This is a genomic window from Pseudoscardovia suis (genome assembly GCF_002797875.1).
GTDB classification, from domain to species: domain Bacteria; phylum Actinomycetota; class Actinomycetes; order Actinomycetales; family Bifidobacteriaceae; genus Pseudoscardovia; species Pseudoscardovia suis.
The window spans coordinates 455,572-474,478 of record NZ_PGFC01000001.1 but is presented as its reverse complement, the minus strand read 5'-3'; the positions used below and the strand labels follow the sequence as shown (position 1 = coordinate 474,478).

Here is an 18,907-nt window from a genome sequence, read left to right as displayed (position 1 = left end):
GATGATTTGCCGTTGCTGCCGTGGAGGTCCCCAGGATGCCCCGTTGTGTCACTCCTCGACGCTGTTGACGGTGGCGCCTTTGCGAATGAAATGCAGTCGGCAACGTGGTTCGCCGTCCGCGATGGTTCGTTCGAGACGGAACTCAAGCTGCGGGAAGGATCTTGCAAATTCATGGTCACCTGCCATGGCGATTTCGCACAGACGTGCAATCTGGTCAGGAGTCTTGCCTTGGCGCACCCATGCAGTGACGTATGGGCAGTAATGGAAGTCAATGATCAGCTCATCATCCGTTTTCTTCACTGTTTCCATTTCATAGATTTCGCGATTATGGTCGGTGCCGAACAAATCGGTAAACTCCTTGAATGAAGTAGGGTCATGCAGCGTCTTACGGAACTCCTTGGCATTGTCTGCCCCATAATCCGCGATAGCGTCATACGCGAACTGATCGTCTAACCCATGCTTTGCGGCCTCATCTACCATGCGTGAAATGGTAGTGGCGCGCCTTTCAGAAATCTCACGTGCAGCATCGACCGTTGCTCCATGAAGTGATGGAATGTTGTTTTCGAATGCCATGTTGGCCTCCTTAATTGGATTCAATGTTTCATTAATGATTGCGATTTGTTTTATGTGGCGCTATACCGTGTCAACTACTGCCGCTAAGCCGTGGATGCATTGGGCGGCAGGAGATAACTACCGGCTGAGTGGTAGATTCTGCCTGATAGCCATTCGATGAACGCACAAACAATCCAATAGATGATGGCGGCGTCGATGTAGGCTTCAAGGAACTGATAGCCGTCTGCGGCACTAAGCCGCGCAGTTGTTAGCATTTCCACGACGTTCACGATGGATGCAAGACTCGTGCCTTTGAGCAGCCATATGAAATAGTTCGTCATATTGGGAAGAGAGATAACAACAATTTGGGGTGCAACCACTCGCCGCAATGCCTGGAAACGTGTCATGCCGCAGGCGTAAGCGGATTCCCATTGCCCTCTATCAATCGCGCGCGTCGAAGAAATTACAACATCAGTGATGTATGCGCCAAAATTCAACGCCAGAGCTAGCACGGCAGCTCCGAAATAAGGCAAATGTTGTGGATCATACGTACGGTGCATCAATCCATCGAACCATTTGACGACATATGGAACTGCGTAATAGCAAAACAGCAATTGCACGACCAGCGGAATGCCCTTAATGAAGGTGTTAATGACAAGGGTGACCTTGTCAAGCACAGGGACTCTCGCCAATTGAGCGCCGCCACAGATCAAGGCGAACACTAATGCCCATAGCATAGAATCGAGCGAGAGAATCAAGGTACTGGGCAAGGCCGCAACAACGGTTGGCATATCAGAAATCATGAAATCGACATCAAGATTCATCTTGACACCCCCTCGAAGCGCGAGATGCGGCGCGTCGCAAGATTAAACGCAACTTCAAGTACCGTGCACATTATGAAATAGATGACTGCAGCTGTTCCGAGAATCCACAGTTGTCCCAATCCAGACCGTAGAGAGATCATTCGGTTCGCATACCCCATTATTTCAACCGCCCCAATTGTGTATGCCACGGATGTGTCTTTGAGCACATCAATTTCCAGATTCTTGATATTCAACAAGGCGACTTTAAGAGTCTGGGGAGCGATTACATGCACAAAATTCTGAACGCGCGAGAAACCTATGCTCAAACCAGCTTCTACCTGACCTCGATCTAATGCCAGATATCCACCCCTGAGAGTTTCGGCCATGAAGCAGGACAAATTAAGCGTGGTTGCAATGACAAAATATACGCCTGCCGTCCAGTCGCTGACATCATATCCAATCGCCCAAATGAGTTTGGGAAGTCCGAAAAACACGATGTAAATCTGGACAATTCCAGGAGTCCCTCGGAAGAAGGAGATGACAACTGTGCAAATCCAGTACAAAGGCCTATGTCGATTGGACACTCTAGCCCAGCACAGCAACGCTCCGAAGAACAGCGCCAATACTGAGGGAAGAAACCAGTACAACAATGTCTGTGGAATATGCGCAATGATGCCAGGCAAGACCTTCGACACTATTTGCATTGGCGATTCCATGGCCACCTCCGGTCAAGGTTTTAGTCTTGGTGTAAGCAGACAATCATCGTCTTGCTTACACCAAGACTGGCAACAGTGATTAAGAAAGCAGGCCCAGATTCTTTGCGATTGCATAATTATCTTGGCCGAACCACTTGTTGCTCAAATCCGAGAACGTGCCGTCATTGATCAATGCGCTAATCTGTGTGTCGACATCATTCTTCAAATCAGTACCGTTGTCCTTGTTATAAAGGATGACCGTCCCAGCGCCGTCAACGACATCAGTGACTTTCATGGAGTAGCCGAGCGCATCCTTGACACCGTCATACTGCTCCTTGGAGAGATACACGGCATCATAAGTTCCGTCGTGCACCTCATTAATCATGTTCTGGAAAGTTTCCTGATTGGAGACAGTAGGGACATCAATCTTTACATCAGGATGCCGCTGCAACCAGTTTTCAATAGCCACATAACGTCCATCAGTAGGAACAATAGGAGCAACAGACTTCCCATTGAGGTCTTCGAGTGAATTGATCGAGCTGTTCTCGGGAACGATAAGATTCATGAAATAATAGTTATACGGCGTAGAAAGTTGATACTCTTCTGCACGAGCAGGGGTCTCGAAGAATGCTCCGATAAGGGCGTCATACTTTCCTTGCTTGATACCGACAAGAGCCGTGTCATAATCTTGCACTTGGTACTTGAAGGAGTAGTTGTCCAGCTTGTCATCGATGGCTTTCAGTACATCGAGGTCGAAACCTGCCGGATTTCCATTTTCATCAGCATAGGCATACGGCTTATCGTTGCTCTCAAGCACAAAATTAATTGTGGTCACTCCTCCGTTCGAGGACGAAGCGGACTGGGAATCCGAGACCTTGCTGCAGCCGGCAAGACCGAATGCACCGGCACCTACAAAAACAGCTGATACTGCAGCAGATATGATCTTACGGGAGAGGCTCATATTTTTATCAATCCTTCTTTGATGTTTTCTGCATAGCTCCACGATGGGCATGAATTAGAACCAGCGGTTCCGCAATACGGAAATGTCGCAAGTGCGAGTCAACTCTCGGGAGACATTTGAAAAATGTACCTAGGTAGCTATGGAGAAACGCCTTGCCGCTATTGAGGTCATTTCAGGACCGTCATTAAATCCTCTGATTACAGAATCATCAAATGATGTGTTATAGACACGGCTTATGGTTGCCGAAGGGCAGACTGAAAAGGCGTGCCTGTAATCCGATTACAGGCACGCCTTATGCGCTTCTATCTACTGTCAGATCGTGGATAGACTGATTTCCGTATCTTCTTGGTCTTCTGACTCATCGCTATTGAGCAATGTATCTAAATAGCTATTGAACGCATCCACCCGTTCGGACCATTCTTTGCGATTTTCTTCGTCCTTGATCTTTTTCCTCGTGCAATAATCGCGATACACTTCAAGCAGCTTTTCGCGAAGCTCTTTATCTACAGCGAAAATGTATAGCCCGTGCACCCCACGTTTAACGAGTACATTGAACCATCATGCTGACAGTTGCGTTGAACTGTTGTCTGGATGGCATAACCCGTTCCGCATGGAGCTCACCATAAGATCAAGTTCAGTCAACCAACGAAGTTTTCGCGAGAAAGGGCGTGCAGGAAATCTCGGGCTTATTGTGCAGGATTAGTTAAATAGGTCACGTGCTCGGGACGATCCTTTCAGCCGTGGCTGAAGATATCTTATGCCTTCGGATTGATGGGTAGTATCCGTATTGCATTTGCTTTAGGGCATTGTTTATACGCTTTTATGCAACCGGATTGGCGGACATACAGAATTCGTTTTGTATGGCGATTCATATTTCACTCTGCTGTCGCCTGGGTGCCTTGTGCAATTTACAGCCACCAACCACCCGCTGCACGAGACCGCCGCAGATCGCAACACGAAGGGATGGGATGAGAATGACGGATTTGCAGATGCCGCCTCTCTATGGGAGCTATGGCAGCCATCAGAGCCATGCGCGCCATGCGGCGCCGGACGCTGAGCCTTCCGTCAATCCGGTGGAGCAGCTGTGGTCCTTCGTCGCGGCAGCGGGCAATTCCGATGCCATTGTGTTCGACACGGAGACGACGGGCATGGGCGCTGACGCCCACATCATCGAGATCGGCGCGCTTCTCATCAGCGGCGACGAGCCCATCTACGAATACGACCAGCTGATCCAACCCCACGTCGAGCTTTCCGCAGGCATCACGGCGCTGACGGGCATCACGCAATCCGACCTCGACGGCCAGCCGGACGCGGGATTCGTGATCCCGCAGTTCCTGACCGCCATCCGCCCGCTGGTGCTCATCGGGCATAACGTCTCGTTCGACATCAAGATGCTCAACATCGAAGGCGCGGCGCTGGGATGCCGCGAGGTCACCAACGGATACATGGACACTCTGCGCATATCGCGCCGCATGTTTCCGAACGCGCCATCGCACTCTCTGCAGGAAGTGATGCGCCTGCTGGGCATCGACGAGGTCGAGACTCACAGGGCTGTATCCGATGCGCGCCAGACATGGCAATGCTTGCAGCTGCTGAGCCAGATGAAGCAGCCCAAGCTGCTCGACGATGACGAAATCGCCGAATCGCGGCGGCGCAATGCTGCGGTGAAGCGTCGGCACGCCAGCGGGTTCATGCGCAGCTCGTACCTGAGCAACCGGGACACCACTCCGGTGAACGCCAAGCCGGAAGGCGTGGTGCTCGACGACTTCGAATCTGGCGTCACCGTCTCGGGCGACACCGCGCACCGGGATGTGCTGTCGCGCTATGGCTACGATGCGTGGCTGTGGGTGACGGTGAGCCATGGCACCATCGAGTCCGGCAAGAATGCGGGGCATCCGACGCTGTGTGTCGCGCTTGACGGCGTGGAGATCGGTCACATCCCGGCGCTTCAGGAGGAGCGGCATCGCGGGCAGGTCCCGCCGGAGGGCGCCGTGATGGTGGCGCACATCCCGGATTCCAAGAACGACCGCGCCAACGGCGTGTTCCACTTGCGCCTCCAGATGCCCGCCGAGAATCCCGCGGCAGCTGCCTAGGCTCCGCGCGCCCCTGCTGGGCGCTGTCGTCTGCCCAACCCGCACCCAAGGTGCAGTCCTGTGCACACTCGGGCCCAGTCACCCTTCCCCAGAGCCGCGCCAAAGCACCTAACCTTCACCGAAGGCACACATCTGTGCACCCTCGGCAGCAATACCACGGCCGCGGACAGGCAAAACCTGCCCAATCCCCGCCCAAGGCGCAGAATCATGCACCTTCGGCGCGGGTTACACTTCCCCAGTACCATCCCCAAGCACCCAACCCGCGCCCAAGGTGCAGTCCTATGCACCCTCGGGCCCAGTCACCCTTCCCCAGAGCCGCACCAAAGCACCTGACCTTCACCGAAGGCACACATCCGTGCACCCTCAGCACGCAATACCACGGCCGCGGACAGGGAAAAACTGCCCAATCCCCGCCCAAGGCGCAATCCTGTGCGCCCTCGAAGCGTAATATCATGGCACGGCAAGGGCAAGCCTGCTCAGCATACGCCGAGGGTACAAAGTTATGCACCCTCAAGACGGGTTACTCTTTCCAAGAAGGCGGCAAGGGTGTCTAATTCTCGCCGAGGGTGCAAAGCCGTGCACCCTCCTGATCGATTCCCCCTTCCCAGAGCCATCCCCAAGCGCTTAACCCACGCCGAGGGCGCAAGGTTATGCACCCTCGGGATGAAACACCGAGACCGAGGACAGGAAAACCTGCCCAATCCCCGCCCAAGGCGCAGAATCATGCGCCCTCGGTGTGGGTTATACTTCCCCAGAATCATCCCAGAACATCTAACCCCCGCCGAGGGCACACATCTACACGCCCTCGGAGACAGTCCCCCTCCCCCAGAGCTATCACAATACTTAACTAGTACCCAAGGCACAGGCCTGTGCACTCTCAGCAAGTGACGCCACAACCGAGGACGAGCAGAACTCGCCAATCCCCCGCCGAAGGCACAGAATCACGCACCCACGGATCGGGTTGCCTTCTCTCAAGTGGCGCTGAGGCCTCTATTCAGTGCCCAACCCCGCCCAAGGCGCAATCCTATGCACCCTCGGGGCAGGATGCTAAGCCTAGTGCAGGCAATTCTTGCCCAATCCACACCGAGGGCGCAGTAGTGTGCACCTTCGACAAGCAATACCGGGGTCGCAGACAGCTAAAGCCCATCTAATCGCCGCCGAAGGTGAAAGATTATGCACCCTCGACAAGCAGTACCCGGGCTGGAGCTGGGCAAGATGCGACTAATCCCTATCGAAGGTGCAAGATCGTGTACCCTCGGCGGGGAGTAACAGTGCAGAAAGCGGATGAAGCTTGCCCAACACACGCTCAAGATACAGTACTGTGCACCTTCAGCGGAGGTTATCCTTTCCCGGGTGGCGACAGAAGTATCTGATCCTTGCCGAAGGTGCAGGGCTGTGCACCCGCGGCCATCTATACCGGGGTCGCAGACCGCCAAAGCCGATCTAATCGCCGCCCAAGGTGCAATGCTGTGCGCCCTGGGTGAGGGATGCCGAGGCTGGAGCTGGGTAAGGTTCGCCTAATCCCCTCCTTGGGTGCAATACTGTGCACCCACGGGATGGGTGGGCGCTTAAAAGAAAAGCACCCACCGATTCCCTGCACAAGAGCACGGGGAATCAGCGGGTGCACAGGAAGGAAGTTCACGCGCAGCACGCGGATCCCTTCACACGCGCAGCACGCGGACCCTTCACACGCGACGCAGGCGCGGCTGCTTCGTGGTGGCGAGGAACAGCGGCTGCACCTCGGTCAGCGGGTTGTAAGGCGCCAGGCCGAACCACTTGGCGGGCGAGCCCGCGGCATGGCGGATCGCGTATTTCAGGCGAAGCGCCAAAGCCTGCTGGCTCGTCACCTTCGATTCAGGCATGAGCGCCTTGTGAATGAGCACGTAGCGGATCGGACCAATGTTGGGGTCGGCGTCGAGCTTGGGGTACCTCGTGACCTGCTGCGGCAGTTCGCCTGAAGCCGCAAGGTCATCCATAATCTGGTGGATGTACGGCGGGATGGACTGCGACACCTTGAACCCCAGGCGGATGCGCACACGGTAGATGAAGTTCGTGCCGAAGTCCTCGACCGAATACTCACGGGTGAACGGCTCGTCCGACGTCTCGACCGACACCGCCCACCATGCGCGGGCACGCTTGGGATGGTCGGCGAAAATGGAGAAGAAGATGTCGGTGTCGATGCGCTTCATGTCGGAATCCGACGTGAGGTAGACGAGGTTGTCGGCGAAAATCGGCACAGTGTCGTCATCATGCAGCTGCTTGAGCACCGGCAGGCAATCCTCGGACTTCATGTGGCGCCTCTGCTCGCGTTCCAGCGCGGTGCCTTCGTTCCACGCGACCATGATGAGCAGAATCGCGCACGTGAGCAGCATCGTGAACCAGCCGCCATGCAGGAACTTGGCCATCGAGGCGATGAAGAACATCGTCTGCAGCGCAAGGAACAGCACGAGGAACACGATAGCGCCCACTTTGTTGCGGTTGTGCCAGATGTAGACGGCAAGCAGAATCGTGGTGGTGATCATGGTGACGGTGAGCGCCAGGCCGTAGGCCGCGGAGATGTGCGCCGAATCGCGGAACAGCGCGAGCACGAGCAGTGTCGCCACGCAAAGCACACGGTTGACCATCGGAATGTAGAGCTGGCCGCGAGTGCGCGAGGGGTATTGCACCTGAAGGTGCGGCATCCAGTTGAGGCGCGTTGCCTCCGACACCATCGTGAACGCGCCGGTGATGAGCGCCTGGGATGCGATGACGCCAGCGGCGACGGAGAGCACGACCGCGACATAGCGCAGTCCGGTGGGCATCATCTGGAAGAACGGGTTGATGTTCGCCATGCCGTCGAATACGGGATTGTTCTGGTTGTGCAGCATCCACGCGCCTTGGCCGAAGTAGCACAGCACGAGCGCGACCTTGATGAACGGCCACGTGGCGTAGATGTTGCCGCGTCCCACATGCCCCATGTCGGAGTAGAGGGCCTCGGCGCCGGTGGTCGAAAGGAACACGGTGCCCATGAGGGCGATGCCGGCCGCGTTGTGCGGGCTGAACAGGAAGCGGATGCCATACACCGGGTTGAGGGCGGCGAACACCGTCCAGTCCTGGCTGAGATTCATCACGCCCACGATCGCCAAGAAGCTGAACCAGACGAGCACGACGGAGCCGAACACCTTGCCAATGCTCTCGGTGCCACGCGATTGCAAGGAGAACAGCACGACGATGATGACGACCGTGATCATGAGCGTCAGGTCGGGGTTCTTGTCGAAGACACCTTCGAACACGGGCAGCGTGTGCAAGCCTTCGACTGCGGAGCTGATGGAGACGGCGGGCGTGAGCACAGAGTCCGCCATGAACGCCGCGCCGCCGATCATCGCGGGGATGGCGAGCCAGGCGCCGTATTTGCGGATGAGCGAATACAGGGCGAAGATGCCGCCTTCGCCGTTGTTGTCGATGCGCATGGCGATGAGCACGTACTTGACGGTCGTGATGAGGGTTATTGACCAGAACACGAGCGAGAGCATGCCCAGCACCGCGTCACGGTCGGCGTTCGCCAAGCCTCCTTGGCCGGCGAGGAATGTCTGCGCCGTGTAGAGGGGCGATGTGCCGATATCGCCGTAGACGACGCCGAGCGCCACGATGCACAGCGGAAGCGACACACGGTCGGGGCCGGCTTGCACGCGGCTCCACCACCTGCCGATCGGGCCCTTGCCCGCCGCGTCGTCCAGACGCTGCGTGGCGGCTTGTTCCTTGGCGCTTTCTTTGATAAGAGTCTTGCGTTCTTCTTTGGTCAGAACATTGTGCGTAAGCTTGGGGACCTTCGTGTATTCGGCGGCCTTGAGGATGCGCTGCGTGTCTTCCACGGTCGGCTGGGGCTGCTTTGGCTCCCGAATCATGGTCTGCTGCAACTTCTGGTCATGAGCCGCGGTCTCACGGCGGCGCACCTGGCGATTGCGTTGGCCGTTGGTGCTTTTGTTACTGCCGGCGAATCTGCTACCGGTCGTGCGTTCTTCGTCCTTCATCACGTCATGCCTTTCAGACAGTGTCATTCTTCAGACGGCGGGCGTGCGCGCCCGCGTGCCTCGGGGCAAGGTGGCGAAAGCGTTCGCGCTGCATGAGCGCGACGCGGTGCGCGGCCTTGCAAAAAAGAAGGCTTCGAACAAGGCTGCTCGAAGCGTCATGCTTTAGGCACAATGGGACACTGTAAACCCGAATAGGAACGAGTGACAACATTCATGGAGCCTCAAGGAAACCTTCACCAACGCTCTGAGTTTGTTTTACAACGCAACGTATTTGCGCTCGTGCAAGGGTGGTCTTCCCAGCAGATGTGGTCCTCCACTCTCCAGGCAGGCCGAAAAACTCCATATCTAGGACGCCTTGCGCTGCAACACGCGGATATATGTATGGATTAACACCGTTACACAAATCGTGCTACACGCATCCGCATATTGTTTTAAGGTGAAACTGTTTGACGATGAGTATATTGCAAATCAAGACAATCCCGTTTCGCAATTGATTTACGATATATGAAATATCGGCGTGTCGCGGTCACATATCGGGAACTTCATCACATGAAGGCACCTAACGGCACTCGCCGTCAGATCATTCGCATCACCGCCGAAACTCTCATTCGAGCCACCTTGCCGTAAGCTCATTCAAGGAATTCTGTCGACACAATCTCGGTGAACGCAGCGTTTACGTACGCTTCGGTGAGCAGATTGTCACCAAGTCGATCACCACTGAGTCGATCGCAACCCTCGTGCATTTGCTCGAGCGACAGCGCCTCGGCGTAGAACTCGTGCGCCTGCTCCATGTCTGGCTGCCCGGCGAGCCGGGAACCAGGGCAGCCGCGGCTGAACAGATGGCCAAGCATCATGCACGATGTGTAATCGCCGTGCATCTCCCCTTCCATGAAGGCATCAATCATCTTGTCGGGATCGACCTCGACGCCGAAGCCATTGCAGTAGTCCATCGCCACATACATCCAGGCATGTGCCATGCCTTCGCGCGCGGCACGTTCGAAATACCGATGCGCCTGACGTGCGTTGGGGCTCAGATGGGTGCCGCTGGCAAACAACCTGCCCAACTCGAACGATGCCCGTGCGTCATGCAAGTCCGACCCCTTGCATAGCAACACCACGACGCCGGGGCACTCGAGCAAATCGCGGTAATCCTGCGGCACATTGTCGATGAGCCCGGCCAGGGTCACGCATGCATGCGCCCTGGCGGACGCCCCCGCCCCACGGCACAGCTCCCATAGGTCGTTCATCGCTCCCACGGAATCGATGGGGTCGTTGAATGGAAACGAGCGTCCCAGATCATCGCAGCGATACAACACCTCAAGGTCAAGCGCATGCCGATCGCCTTCGCGCATGCGCCGACGCACATATGCCGACCACGTGCGGCGCTTCGACTCCGCATCGTCCCCCACAGTGATCTCTTCGCACAGCCGATGGAACCTCAGCGCGGACAGACTCGGCATGCCCTCGTGCCACTCATGCCGTTCGGGGCTGGCGCCCGCCATGGCGTCCCGGCATTGTTCGATGCACTCGGGGGTGCAAAAAACATTCACGAACTCATCGAGAGTCATAGGTTCACCGCCTTCATGGTGCTTGTGTGCCGGGTCAACGCTTGCAATATAAGGCGAAACGACTGGAGGCACAAGGGCTTGCCTGCGGTTCCTCGCCACAGATGGATAGGTATATATACATTACCATACTTCGAACATATGTTCGAAGTATGCCGTGAGCGTAGCTGTTGCAGATGGCATAGGTCCCACAATGCAACACAGCACGCCGGGAACGCGTCTACACGCCATCCGCCACGACGCACACCAGGTCAGGCATACACACACTCCCCACCCGGCACAACAAAAGCCCATGTGCAGGTGTATCACTCAAAACCTGCACATGGGCTTGTAAACCGATGTCGCCAATGCCGCAGCGCCAATGCCGCGGCTAAACCTCAGTCAAGCTTGAGGCGCAGCATCGGATGCGCGACAAGCAGCTCCTCCAAGCACGTATCAGCGCTGGAAATGCCTTGCGCGGATGCTTCACGGAAGCTGCGGGCGGCCCACTCGTTGTTGCCGCTTGCGGCGAAAAGCTGACCGGCAAGCAGATAGCCCAGAGCAATGCCCTTCTGCGCAGCGCGCAGGAACCAATCAATAGCTCGGTTGAGGCCGCTGTGCACGGATGCGCTGACGAACGAGTACCACCGTCCGAGGCTGATCATGGCAACCGGGTCGCCGCCGTTCGCAGCGGTGCGCACATCACGCAAAGCCACATTCGCATCGCAGTCAACCGCCACTCCATCGCGGTACCACTGCCCTTGCGCGAACTGATAGCCCTTGTGCCCGGCGACGATGCCGAGCTCGTCCTGCGCGTCCGCGTCTGCCGAAACAACCGCTGGCGCCACAGAAACAGCGGTGGCGACTGGGTTGGCGGGGGCAAAGGCGGAAGTCGTGTCCTGTTTAAGTTTGGTAGTGAGAGTGTTGCTGTTCATGGCGCTATCCCTTTCCGTTTGCCACCGAGGCACTGGCTGCGTTTCCGACGCTGCCGTCGCCTCGTTGCGCTTCTCGTGGCCTCAATCACGATCGGCGCCGCCCCGCGCTCTTCCGACGCGGGAACGTTTCCATGTATGTCATGGGCTGGTTCCAATTGTGTCTTCCCAAGGCCGTTCGATTGCTCAAGCGTCAATGCTTGCGTGACCGTCTGGCCCTTACATCAGTTAAGTTACCACGACGTAGCGAACAGCGCAAGATTATCAAACGTTCCCTCGAACGTTCGAGGGTTTTTAAGTGGGTGTTTTTGCCGACCGTCGCGCCTGAAATTCCAAGGTTTCCGCCAAAAACGAACCGACCGGACCCGTTGCGGAAGGAATTCACATTCCTCGAACAACAGGTCCGACCGGCGTGTCGTGTGCTCCAGCGACAGATGCAGGCATCAGCGTCATCCCCGACCGCTGACCGCGGTATTCCCCCGCCGAGGGCGCACAATCCTGCACCTTCGGCAGAGATTAAGTGGACATTGCCCTTCGCCGACCGCGGTATTCCCCGCCGAAGGCACACGACCTTGCGCCTTCGGCAGGGATTGGACGTCTCCAAAGCTTGCTGGCGAGGGGTAATCCATGCCAGGGGTGCACAATCTTGCGCCTTCGACGAGGATTAGGCGCCCCTGACAGCTGCTGGAGAGGAATAACCCCGCGGAAGGCGCACGACCTTGCGCCCTCGGCAAGAATTGACTGATCCTGGCAACTGCTGATGAGAGGCATTGCCCGCCGAGGGCGCGCAATCCTGCACCCTGGACAGGGATTAAGCAGACATCGCCCTTCACAGGCCGCGGTATTCCCCACCGAGGGCGCACAATCTTGCACCCTCAGCAGGGGTTAGGCGCCTTCGGCACCTGCCGAGGCTAGGCATCCCCTGCCAAGGGTGCACAATCCTACACCTTCGGCAGGGATTGGACGCATCCAGAGCTTGCTGGCGAGGGATAACCCCTGCCGAGGACGCACAAGCTTGCACCTTCGGCAGGGATTGGACGCCTCCAGAGTTTGCTGGCGAGGGGTAATCCATGCCAAGGGTGCACAATCTTGCGCCTTCGACAAGGATTAGGTTCCCCTGGCAGCTGCTGGAGAGGGATAACCCTGCCGAGCGTGCACGACCTTGCACCCTCGGCGGAGATTGGGGCCTCTGGCATCCGCTGGCGAGAGGTATTGCTCACCGAGGGTGTGCATTCCTGCACCCTCGGCAGCGGTTAGGTGTCCCCGGCAGGAATTAGGCACCGCGCGGCAGGAATTAGGCGCCGCGACGGCCACTGGAGAAAAACAATCCCCGCCGAGGGCGCACAAACATGCACCCTCGGCGGAGGGGATGACGGGGATGGACCGTACAGCCGGCTACGCCCCGTACTTCTCCAGGTACTCCTTGGCGGCGGCCTTGATGGAATCGTCAATGAGCGGCGTGCCATCGGCGGCGGAGAGCTTCCCGGCGGCGGCGAAAATCTCGCGAACGTTCGCGATAGCGAGCACAGGGAACCCGAACTCCTCGTGCACTGCCTGCACGGCGGACTGGTCGGAATCCTTCGTCTTCTCCATGCGGTCCACAGAGAGCACAAGGCCCACGATGTTCACGTCGGCGGCGGCGCGCAGCTTCGGCACGACCTCGCGCACCGCGGTGCCAGCGGTCATCACGTCGTCCACCATGAGCACGCTCATGCCGTCCGTGAGCTGGGTGCCGACGAACATGCCGCCGTCGCCATGGTCCTTCTTCTCCTTGCGGTCGAAGGTGTAGCCCACGTTCTGCCCGTGACGGGCGGCGAGTGCCATCGAGGTGCTCACAGCCAGCGGAATGCCCTTGTAAGCGGGGCCGAACACCGTGTCGATGTGCGCGGGCAACACGCCGGCGGCCTGGGCTGCGGCGATCGTGGCGGCATAGTATTCACCGAGCCGTGCGATGCGCGTGCCGTCGTTGAACGAACCGGCGTTGATGAAGTACGGCGACTGACGTCCTGACTTCAATGTGAACGAACCGAACTTCAACGCTCCGCATTCCAGCAGGAATTGCGTGAATTCCTCATGCGACGGCGCTGCGTTCGCCGCCGCCGCATCCACCGATGCTGCCTCCGCTGAAACCGTTGACGCGGCGTTCATGTGTGCATTGTCTACCATGTGCGTCCCTCCTCCAGGGCTTGGGCCAGTTCCGGCCTCTTGTCAAGCAAAGCGTCGAGTTCGGTGGCGATGCGCAACGGCGCCACCGGGTCCGCCAGAGCCGCGGAACCCACCTCGACGGCGTTCGCCCCAGCATACAGGAACTCGAGGGCGTCCTCGCCGGTGGAGATGCCGCCGATGCCGATGATCGGAATCTCGGGGAACGCCTGGCGCGTCTTGTAAACGAACGCCAGCGCCATCGGATGCACGCACGGGCCGGAGACACCGCCGGTGATGTTGGCCAGGATCGGCTTGCCGGTGCGGATGTCGAAGCGCATGCCCACGAACGTGTTAATCATCGACAGCGCGTCGGCGCCGCCTTCGATGCACGCCTCAGCAATAGGCCGGATGTCGGTGACGTTCGGGGTGAGCTTGACGATCATCGGCTTGTCGGTGAGCGGGCGCAGGCGCTTGATGAGGCGCTTGAGCGCCACCGGGTCAGTGCCGGTGGACAGCCCGTCCGCCGACACGTTGGGGCAGCTGACGTTGATTTCGAGCATGTCGGACTCGTGGTCGGCCAGCTTCGTGACGACCTGTGCGTAATCATCGTCGGAATGCCCGGCGACGTTGGTGATGACGGTGGCGCCCGTCGCTTTGATGCGCGGCAGGTCGTTGACGAGGTAATCGTCGATGCCAGGGTTCTGCAGGCCCACGGAGTTAACGGAACCCGCCGGCGTCTCGGCGGTGCGCGGCACGGGATTGCCTTCCCACGGCACGGGCGAAACGCCCTTCGTGGTGACGGCGCCCATCTGGCTCACGTCGTAGAACCAGCGCACGGCGTCGAAGTTGAACGTGCCGGAGGCTGTGCCCACCGGGTTCTTCCATTCGACCCCCGCGACAACGGTCTTGTGGTGCCATTGGAATGTGCGCGTAGCGTCGAAGTTGCACGGCAGCTGGCCGGGCTCGCCGACCTGCGCTGCCTGCGCCAGACCATGTGCCTGTGCCGAGTCGCGCACCGTGCCCTGCGCTGACGCTTGCGCCACGGTCTGTGCATCCGCGGTTGCCGCGGCATTCGTCCGTTCGCTCATCGTGCTGCCTCCCATCCTTCCAGTTGCGCGGTGTCGAACACCGGGCCATCCACGCAGGTCTTCAAGATTCCGCGGGTCGTGTGCACCGTGCACACGACGCAGGTGCCGAAACCACACCCCATGCGCGCCTCAAGGCTTGCCTGCACTGTGAGACCATGCTCACGCGCCCAGGCGGAGACGGCCTTCATCATGCCCAACGGTCCGCAGGTGAGAATCACCGTGCGACGCCCCTGCGCCGCCGGCCTCAACGCGCCATCCGCGTCTGCAGCAACGCCATGCTGCGACGCCCAGCGGTCGAGCAGCGTGATCACATTGCCTTCGGATTCGTCGATGGACTGCAGTTGCGTGGCGTAACGGGAGGCATAGGCGTCGGCGAAATGCACGTTGCGGTAGCCGAACAGCACCGTGGACGTGGAGCCTTCGTGACCGCTCAGTTCCTGTGCGGCGCGGATGAGCGGCGGCACGCCCAGGCCGCCACCGACGAGCAGGTAGTCGGCGTCCTCGCGCAGGTTGAAGCCGTGGCCGAGGGGCCCGAGCACGTCCACCGTGTCGCCGGGACGCAGGTGACGGAATTCCTCGGTGCCCTTGCCCACGACCGCGAACATGAGCGTGAACACGTCGCCGTCCACTTCACACACGCCGAAGGGACGGGGCGAGAGCCTCTGCGCGTTCTTCGTATAGAGGTTGACGAACTGGGCGGGTTTGGCATGGCGGGCGATGTAGGAGTCACGCAGGGCGAGGCGTACCACGCCGTCGGTGAGTTCCTGGCATTCGACCACCCGTGCCGGACGCCGCGACGGGACATACGTGGGCGTGAACTCGCTCATGCGTTCTCCTTGGTGTCTGGTGGGTGTGGGGATGGGTGGATTGGAAGTTGGATGGATCAGATGTCGGATGGATTGGACTGGCTTGCGGACCTGTCGGTTGGCGTCAGGGACGTCAGCCGAATCCCGCATGCCAGCGGTCAGCGGTTGGCCAGTGCCGAGGCGATGTCGTCCCTCATGGCTTGCGCCGCGCGTGCGGCTGCCGTGCCCACGAGGTCCAGCGCTTCGGCTGCGTCGTCGTGGATGGCTTCGGACTGCGCCATGCTGCGCGGTGATTCGAACGCGTCGGCGTCGAAGCGGGAGGCCTGCGGATCCTTCTTCCACGCGGCGATGATGCCGCGGGACGAATTGACGATGGCGCCGGAGCCGTGCTCGTCGAACATGTGCGCCACGTCCGCCGCGGTGCCGCCTTGTGCGCCGTAACCGGGCACGAGGAAGAACGTGTGCGGCATGAGGCGGCGCAGTGCGGCGCCTTCCTCGGGATGGGTGGCGCCCACGACCGCTCCCACGCGGGAGTATCCGTGGGATCCGATGGTGCCCTTGCCCCACTCCTCTGCCAGCTGCGCGACGAGCTCGCCCACCGTGGCGTCGCCTGCGGCGGTCGCGACGGTCTGCAGTTGTGAGCTTGAGGGGTTGGATGTGCGCACGAGCACGAACACATCCTTGTCGGCGGCCTGCGCAACGTCCACGAACGGCAGGATGCCGTCGGAGCCCAGGTAGGGGTTCACGGTGATGGCGTCCTCATGCCACGGGTCCTCGGGCGCGGAGCCGAAGCCGTCATCCCATTCGGGCACATCCGGCACACCGCCCAAGTGAGCAGCGTACTGCGCTGCGGTGCTGCCGATGTCGCCGCGCTTGACGTCACCCAGCACATACAGCCCGCGAGACGCCGCATAGGCGCAGGTGTCGCAATACAGCTGCACGCCGGCGGGGCCGAGCGCCTCGTACATTGCAATCTGCGGCTTGACCGCCGGGACGATGTCCGTCACCGCGTCCACGACGGCCTTGTTGAAGGCTCGGTAGGCGGCGGCGAGGGCGAGCGAACGGGACTCGGGGTTGTCGGCGCGTGCGGCGTCGAGCACCGGCGCGGGGATGAGCGCCGGCTTGGGGTCGAGCCCCACGACGCTCGGGTTCCCGGTTCGTTCGATGGCTTCGATGAGCTTGTCCATGCCACTCCTTTTATGCGCCGCCGCCCAGTATCGGTTCCCTTGCGGGAGAGGCGGCGACCTTGTGATTATGCGCTGTGAATGTTTCGCAATGTTTCGCGCAGGCTGTGCGCGCAGGCTGCACGCTCAGATGCGCGTGAACACGATGCGTCCGCCCACCAGCGTAGCCACGGGGCGCCCGGCGAGGCGCATGCCGGCGAACGGCGTGTTGCGTGCCTTCGAGTGGAAGGCGCCGGGGTCCACGGTCCATTCACGGTGCATGTCGACGAGCGTGTAATCGCGCTGGTTCGCTGGGCTTTCGGCGCCGGCCGCGTAAGCCTTGCCGTCGCGCAGGTAATGGAAGGCGCTCGAGGTGTCGGCTCCGGCTGCCAGCCGGGTCAGGTCGAGCACCGGGGCAGCGCCGGGACCCTGCGGCTGTGACAGGTCGGAAGCGCTGAGGGAACTCACCGCATTGCCCATCACGATGCTGGGGTTGACGCCCATCAGCGTGATGAGACGGTCATCGCTGATGTAGCCGCCAGCCACAAGCACGTCACGGCACACGCCGTAGGCGGTTTCCAAACCGATGATGCCGTTGGGCGCCTTGAGCAGGCCTTCCGACTTCTCGCGCAGCGTGTGGGGCGCGTGGTCGGTGGCGATCAGGTCCACGGTGCCGTCCGCCACGGCCTTGCGGGTGGCGAATTTATTGGCTTCGCTGCGCAGCGGCGGGTTCATCTTGGCCATCGTGTCCATGCGTTCGACCGCGGTGTCGTCCAAGGCGAGGTAGTGCGGCGCGGTTTCGCAGGTGACCGGCAGGCCCTCGTCCTTCGCACGGCGGATCAGATCGAACGAGGCGGCGCAGCTGACATGCTGCAGATGCACGTGGCAGCCGGTGCGGCGGGCCAGGTCGATGTCGCGGGCGATGATCGTCGTCTCCGTCTGCTCTGCGATGCCTGGCACGCCCAGGCGGCGCGAGGTTGCGCCTTCGTTCATGATGCCCGAGTCATGATGCTCGCAATGGTCGATGAACGGCACCCCTGCCTCCAGGCACATGCGCGCCACGTCGTCGAGCAAAGCGTCAGGCACCGCGGCGCCGTCGTCGCTCACGGCGACCACGGGATGCGCGAAACCGGGCGTGCCGACGGTCGCCAGCGCATGGCGCCAGTCCTCGATCCGGCTGGGCTGGCCGCCCTCACGGTCGCGGGACGCCGCCGCGCACAGCGCATAGCGGACCGGCAGCGTCACGCCGTTGGCCTGCTCGTAATGCTCGAGATAGTCGAGCGCGGAGTCATAGCCGTGCAGCTGCTGTGCCCTGGGATCTGCCGGATCGATGCGCGCCCCATCGAGCGCGGGCACGGTGTTGGGCATGATGAGCACGCTCGTGTAGCCTCCCGACACTGCGGCGGCGCATCCGGTGACCATCGTCTCCTTGTGCGTCTGGCCGGGATCGCGGAAGTGCACGTGGGGGTCGGCGAAGCCCGGCACCAGCATCATGCCGGTGCAATCGACCCTCACGGGCGCGCCACCGGGCTCCCCTGCCGCCAACGGGCGTTCGGCGATGGCGGATTCGGCCAGCGGGGCGATCACATCCACCGCCACGGGCAGAGCGGAATCCTTGCGTCTCCAACCGCTCCACAGCGTGACGTTGTGCAGCAGCACCGTGCGGGGTCCTTGGGCAGCGGCGCTCACAGCTTTGCCTCCTCATCGCAGTAGTCGCAGCGGTACTCCTGGTGTCCGTTGAGCGTCACCAGATGAAATCCTTGCTTGATGTCGCGCTCCGTGGAGGTGACGCACCGCGGATTGGGGCAGCGGATCACGCCTTCCACGTGCTCGGGCAGTGTGGGGGTGAGCTTCTTGACGATGCTGCCGTCGCGCACGATGCCGACGGTGGCGTTGGGCGCCACGAGGCCGAGCACATGCAGGTCGAGGTCGGCGAAGTCCATGCCTTCGATCTTGATGATGTCCTTCGTGCCGTAGCGGTGCGAATCGGCGTTCATGATGAGCGCGATCTTGGTGCGCGAGGGATCCACGTGGATGTATTGCAGCACCTTGAGCGCTGTGCCCGCGGGCACGTGGTCGATGATGATTCCGTTGTTGAGGCTTGTAACTTCCATG

The 18,907-nt window shown here is 59.9% G+C and carries 14 protein-coding genes; 1 reads left to right on the top strand and 13 read right to left on the bottom strand.

Features of this window, described 5'->3' with window-relative positions; all coding sequences use genetic code 11:
* Positions 1-48 precede the first annotated feature (48 nt).
* The 4 genes from CLV65_RS01765 to CLV65_RS01750 form a co-directional block, all read right to left on the bottom strand.
* Positions 49-573, bottom strand: a complete 525-nt coding sequence (locus tag CLV65_RS01765) for an L-2-amino-thiazoline-4-carboxylic acid hydrolase (protein WP_094691667.1) — start codon at positions 571-573, stop codon at positions 49-51.
* A gap of 83 nt (positions 574-656) precedes the next feature.
* On the bottom strand, positions 657-1,376 hold the full coding sequence (locus tag CLV65_RS01760) for an amino acid ABC transporter permease (RefSeq protein WP_094691666.1): 720 nt from the start codon (positions 1,374-1,376) through the stop codon (positions 657-659).
* The gene (locus tag CLV65_RS01755) at positions 1,373-2,071 is read right to left on the bottom strand and encodes an amino acid ABC transporter permease (RefSeq protein WP_094691665.1); all 699 of its coding nucleotides are present in this window, start codon (positions 2,069-2,071) and stop codon (positions 1,373-1,375) included. The genes CLV65_RS01760 and CLV65_RS01755 overlap by 4 nt, the downstream gene beginning before the upstream one ends.
* Positions 2,072-2,150: 79 nt before the next feature.
* On the bottom strand, positions 2,151-3,062 hold the full coding sequence (locus CLV65_RS01750; protein WP_094691664.1) for a transporter substrate-binding domain-containing protein: 912 nt from the start codon (positions 3,060-3,062) through the stop codon (positions 2,151-2,153).
* Positions 3,063-3,985: 923 nt separating this feature from the next.
* Between CLV65_RS01750 and CLV65_RS01740 the strand changes: the two genes are divergently transcribed.
* Positions 3,986-5,104, top strand: a complete 1,119-nt coding sequence (locus tag CLV65_RS01740) for a 3'-5' exonuclease (RefSeq protein ID WP_157847189.1) — start codon at positions 3,986-3,988, stop codon at positions 5,102-5,104.
* A gap of 1,685 nt (positions 5,105-6,789) precedes the next feature.
* On the opposite strand, the gene CLV65_RS01735 is transcribed toward CLV65_RS01740, so the two are convergent.
* The 9 genes from CLV65_RS01735 to CLV65_RS01695 form a co-directional block, all read right to left on the bottom strand.
* On the bottom strand, positions 6,790-8,988 hold the full coding sequence (locus CLV65_RS01735) for a KUP/HAK/KT family potassium transporter (protein ID WP_094691841.1): 2,199 nt from the start codon (positions 8,986-8,988) through the stop codon (positions 6,790-6,792).
* A 755-nt stretch (positions 8,989-9,743) separates the two neighbouring features.
* A complete protein-coding gene (locus tag CLV65_RS01730) occupies positions 9,744-10,682 on the bottom strand; it encodes a tetratricopeptide repeat protein (RefSeq protein ID WP_094691661.1) in 939 nt (312 codons plus the stop codon).
* 374 nt (positions 10,683-11,056) lie between these two features.
* Positions 11,057-11,593 carry an SEL1-like repeat protein gene (locus CLV65_RS01725; RefSeq protein ID WP_094691660.1) on the bottom strand — a complete coding sequence of 179 codons (537 nt, stop codon included), beginning with the start codon at positions 11,591-11,593 and terminating at the stop codon, positions 11,057-11,059.
* Positions 11,594-12,985: 1,392 nt separating this feature from the next.
* Entirely contained in the window at positions 12,986-13,756 is a 771-nt protein-coding gene (pyrE, locus tag CLV65_RS01720) for an orotate phosphoribosyltransferase (protein ID WP_244569196.1), read from the bottom strand.
* The gene (locus CLV65_RS01715; protein ID WP_094691659.1) at positions 13,750-14,823 is read right to left on the bottom strand and encodes a dihydroorotate dehydrogenase; all 1,074 of its coding nucleotides are present in this window, start codon (positions 14,821-14,823) and stop codon (positions 13,750-13,752) included. Before CLV65_RS01715 ends, pyrE begins: the two co-directional genes overlap by 7 nt.
* Positions 14,820-15,650 (bottom strand): dihydroorotate dehydrogenase electron transfer subunit, encoded by an 831-nt coding sequence (locus CLV65_RS01710; protein ID WP_094691658.1) that lies wholly within the window; start codon positions 15,648-15,650, stop codon positions 14,820-14,822. Before CLV65_RS01710 ends, CLV65_RS01715 begins: the two co-directional genes overlap by 4 nt.
* 137 nt (positions 15,651-15,787) lie before the next feature.
* Positions 15,788-16,816 (bottom strand): orotidine-5'-phosphate decarboxylase, encoded by a 1,029-nt coding sequence (gene pyrF, locus CLV65_RS01705; protein ID WP_094691657.1) that lies wholly within the window; start codon positions 16,814-16,816, stop codon positions 15,788-15,790.
* A gap of 123 nt (positions 16,817-16,939) precedes the next feature.
* Entirely contained in the window at positions 16,940-18,481 is a 1,542-nt protein-coding gene (locus CLV65_RS01700) for a dihydroorotase (protein ID WP_094691656.1), read from the bottom strand.
* Entirely contained in the window at positions 18,478-18,906 is a 429-nt protein-coding gene (locus tag CLV65_RS01695) for an aspartate carbamoyltransferase regulatory subunit (RefSeq protein ID WP_094691655.1), read from the bottom strand. The genes CLV65_RS01700 and CLV65_RS01695 overlap by 4 nt, the downstream gene beginning before the upstream one ends.
* Between the last annotated feature and the right edge of the window lies 1 nt (position 18,907).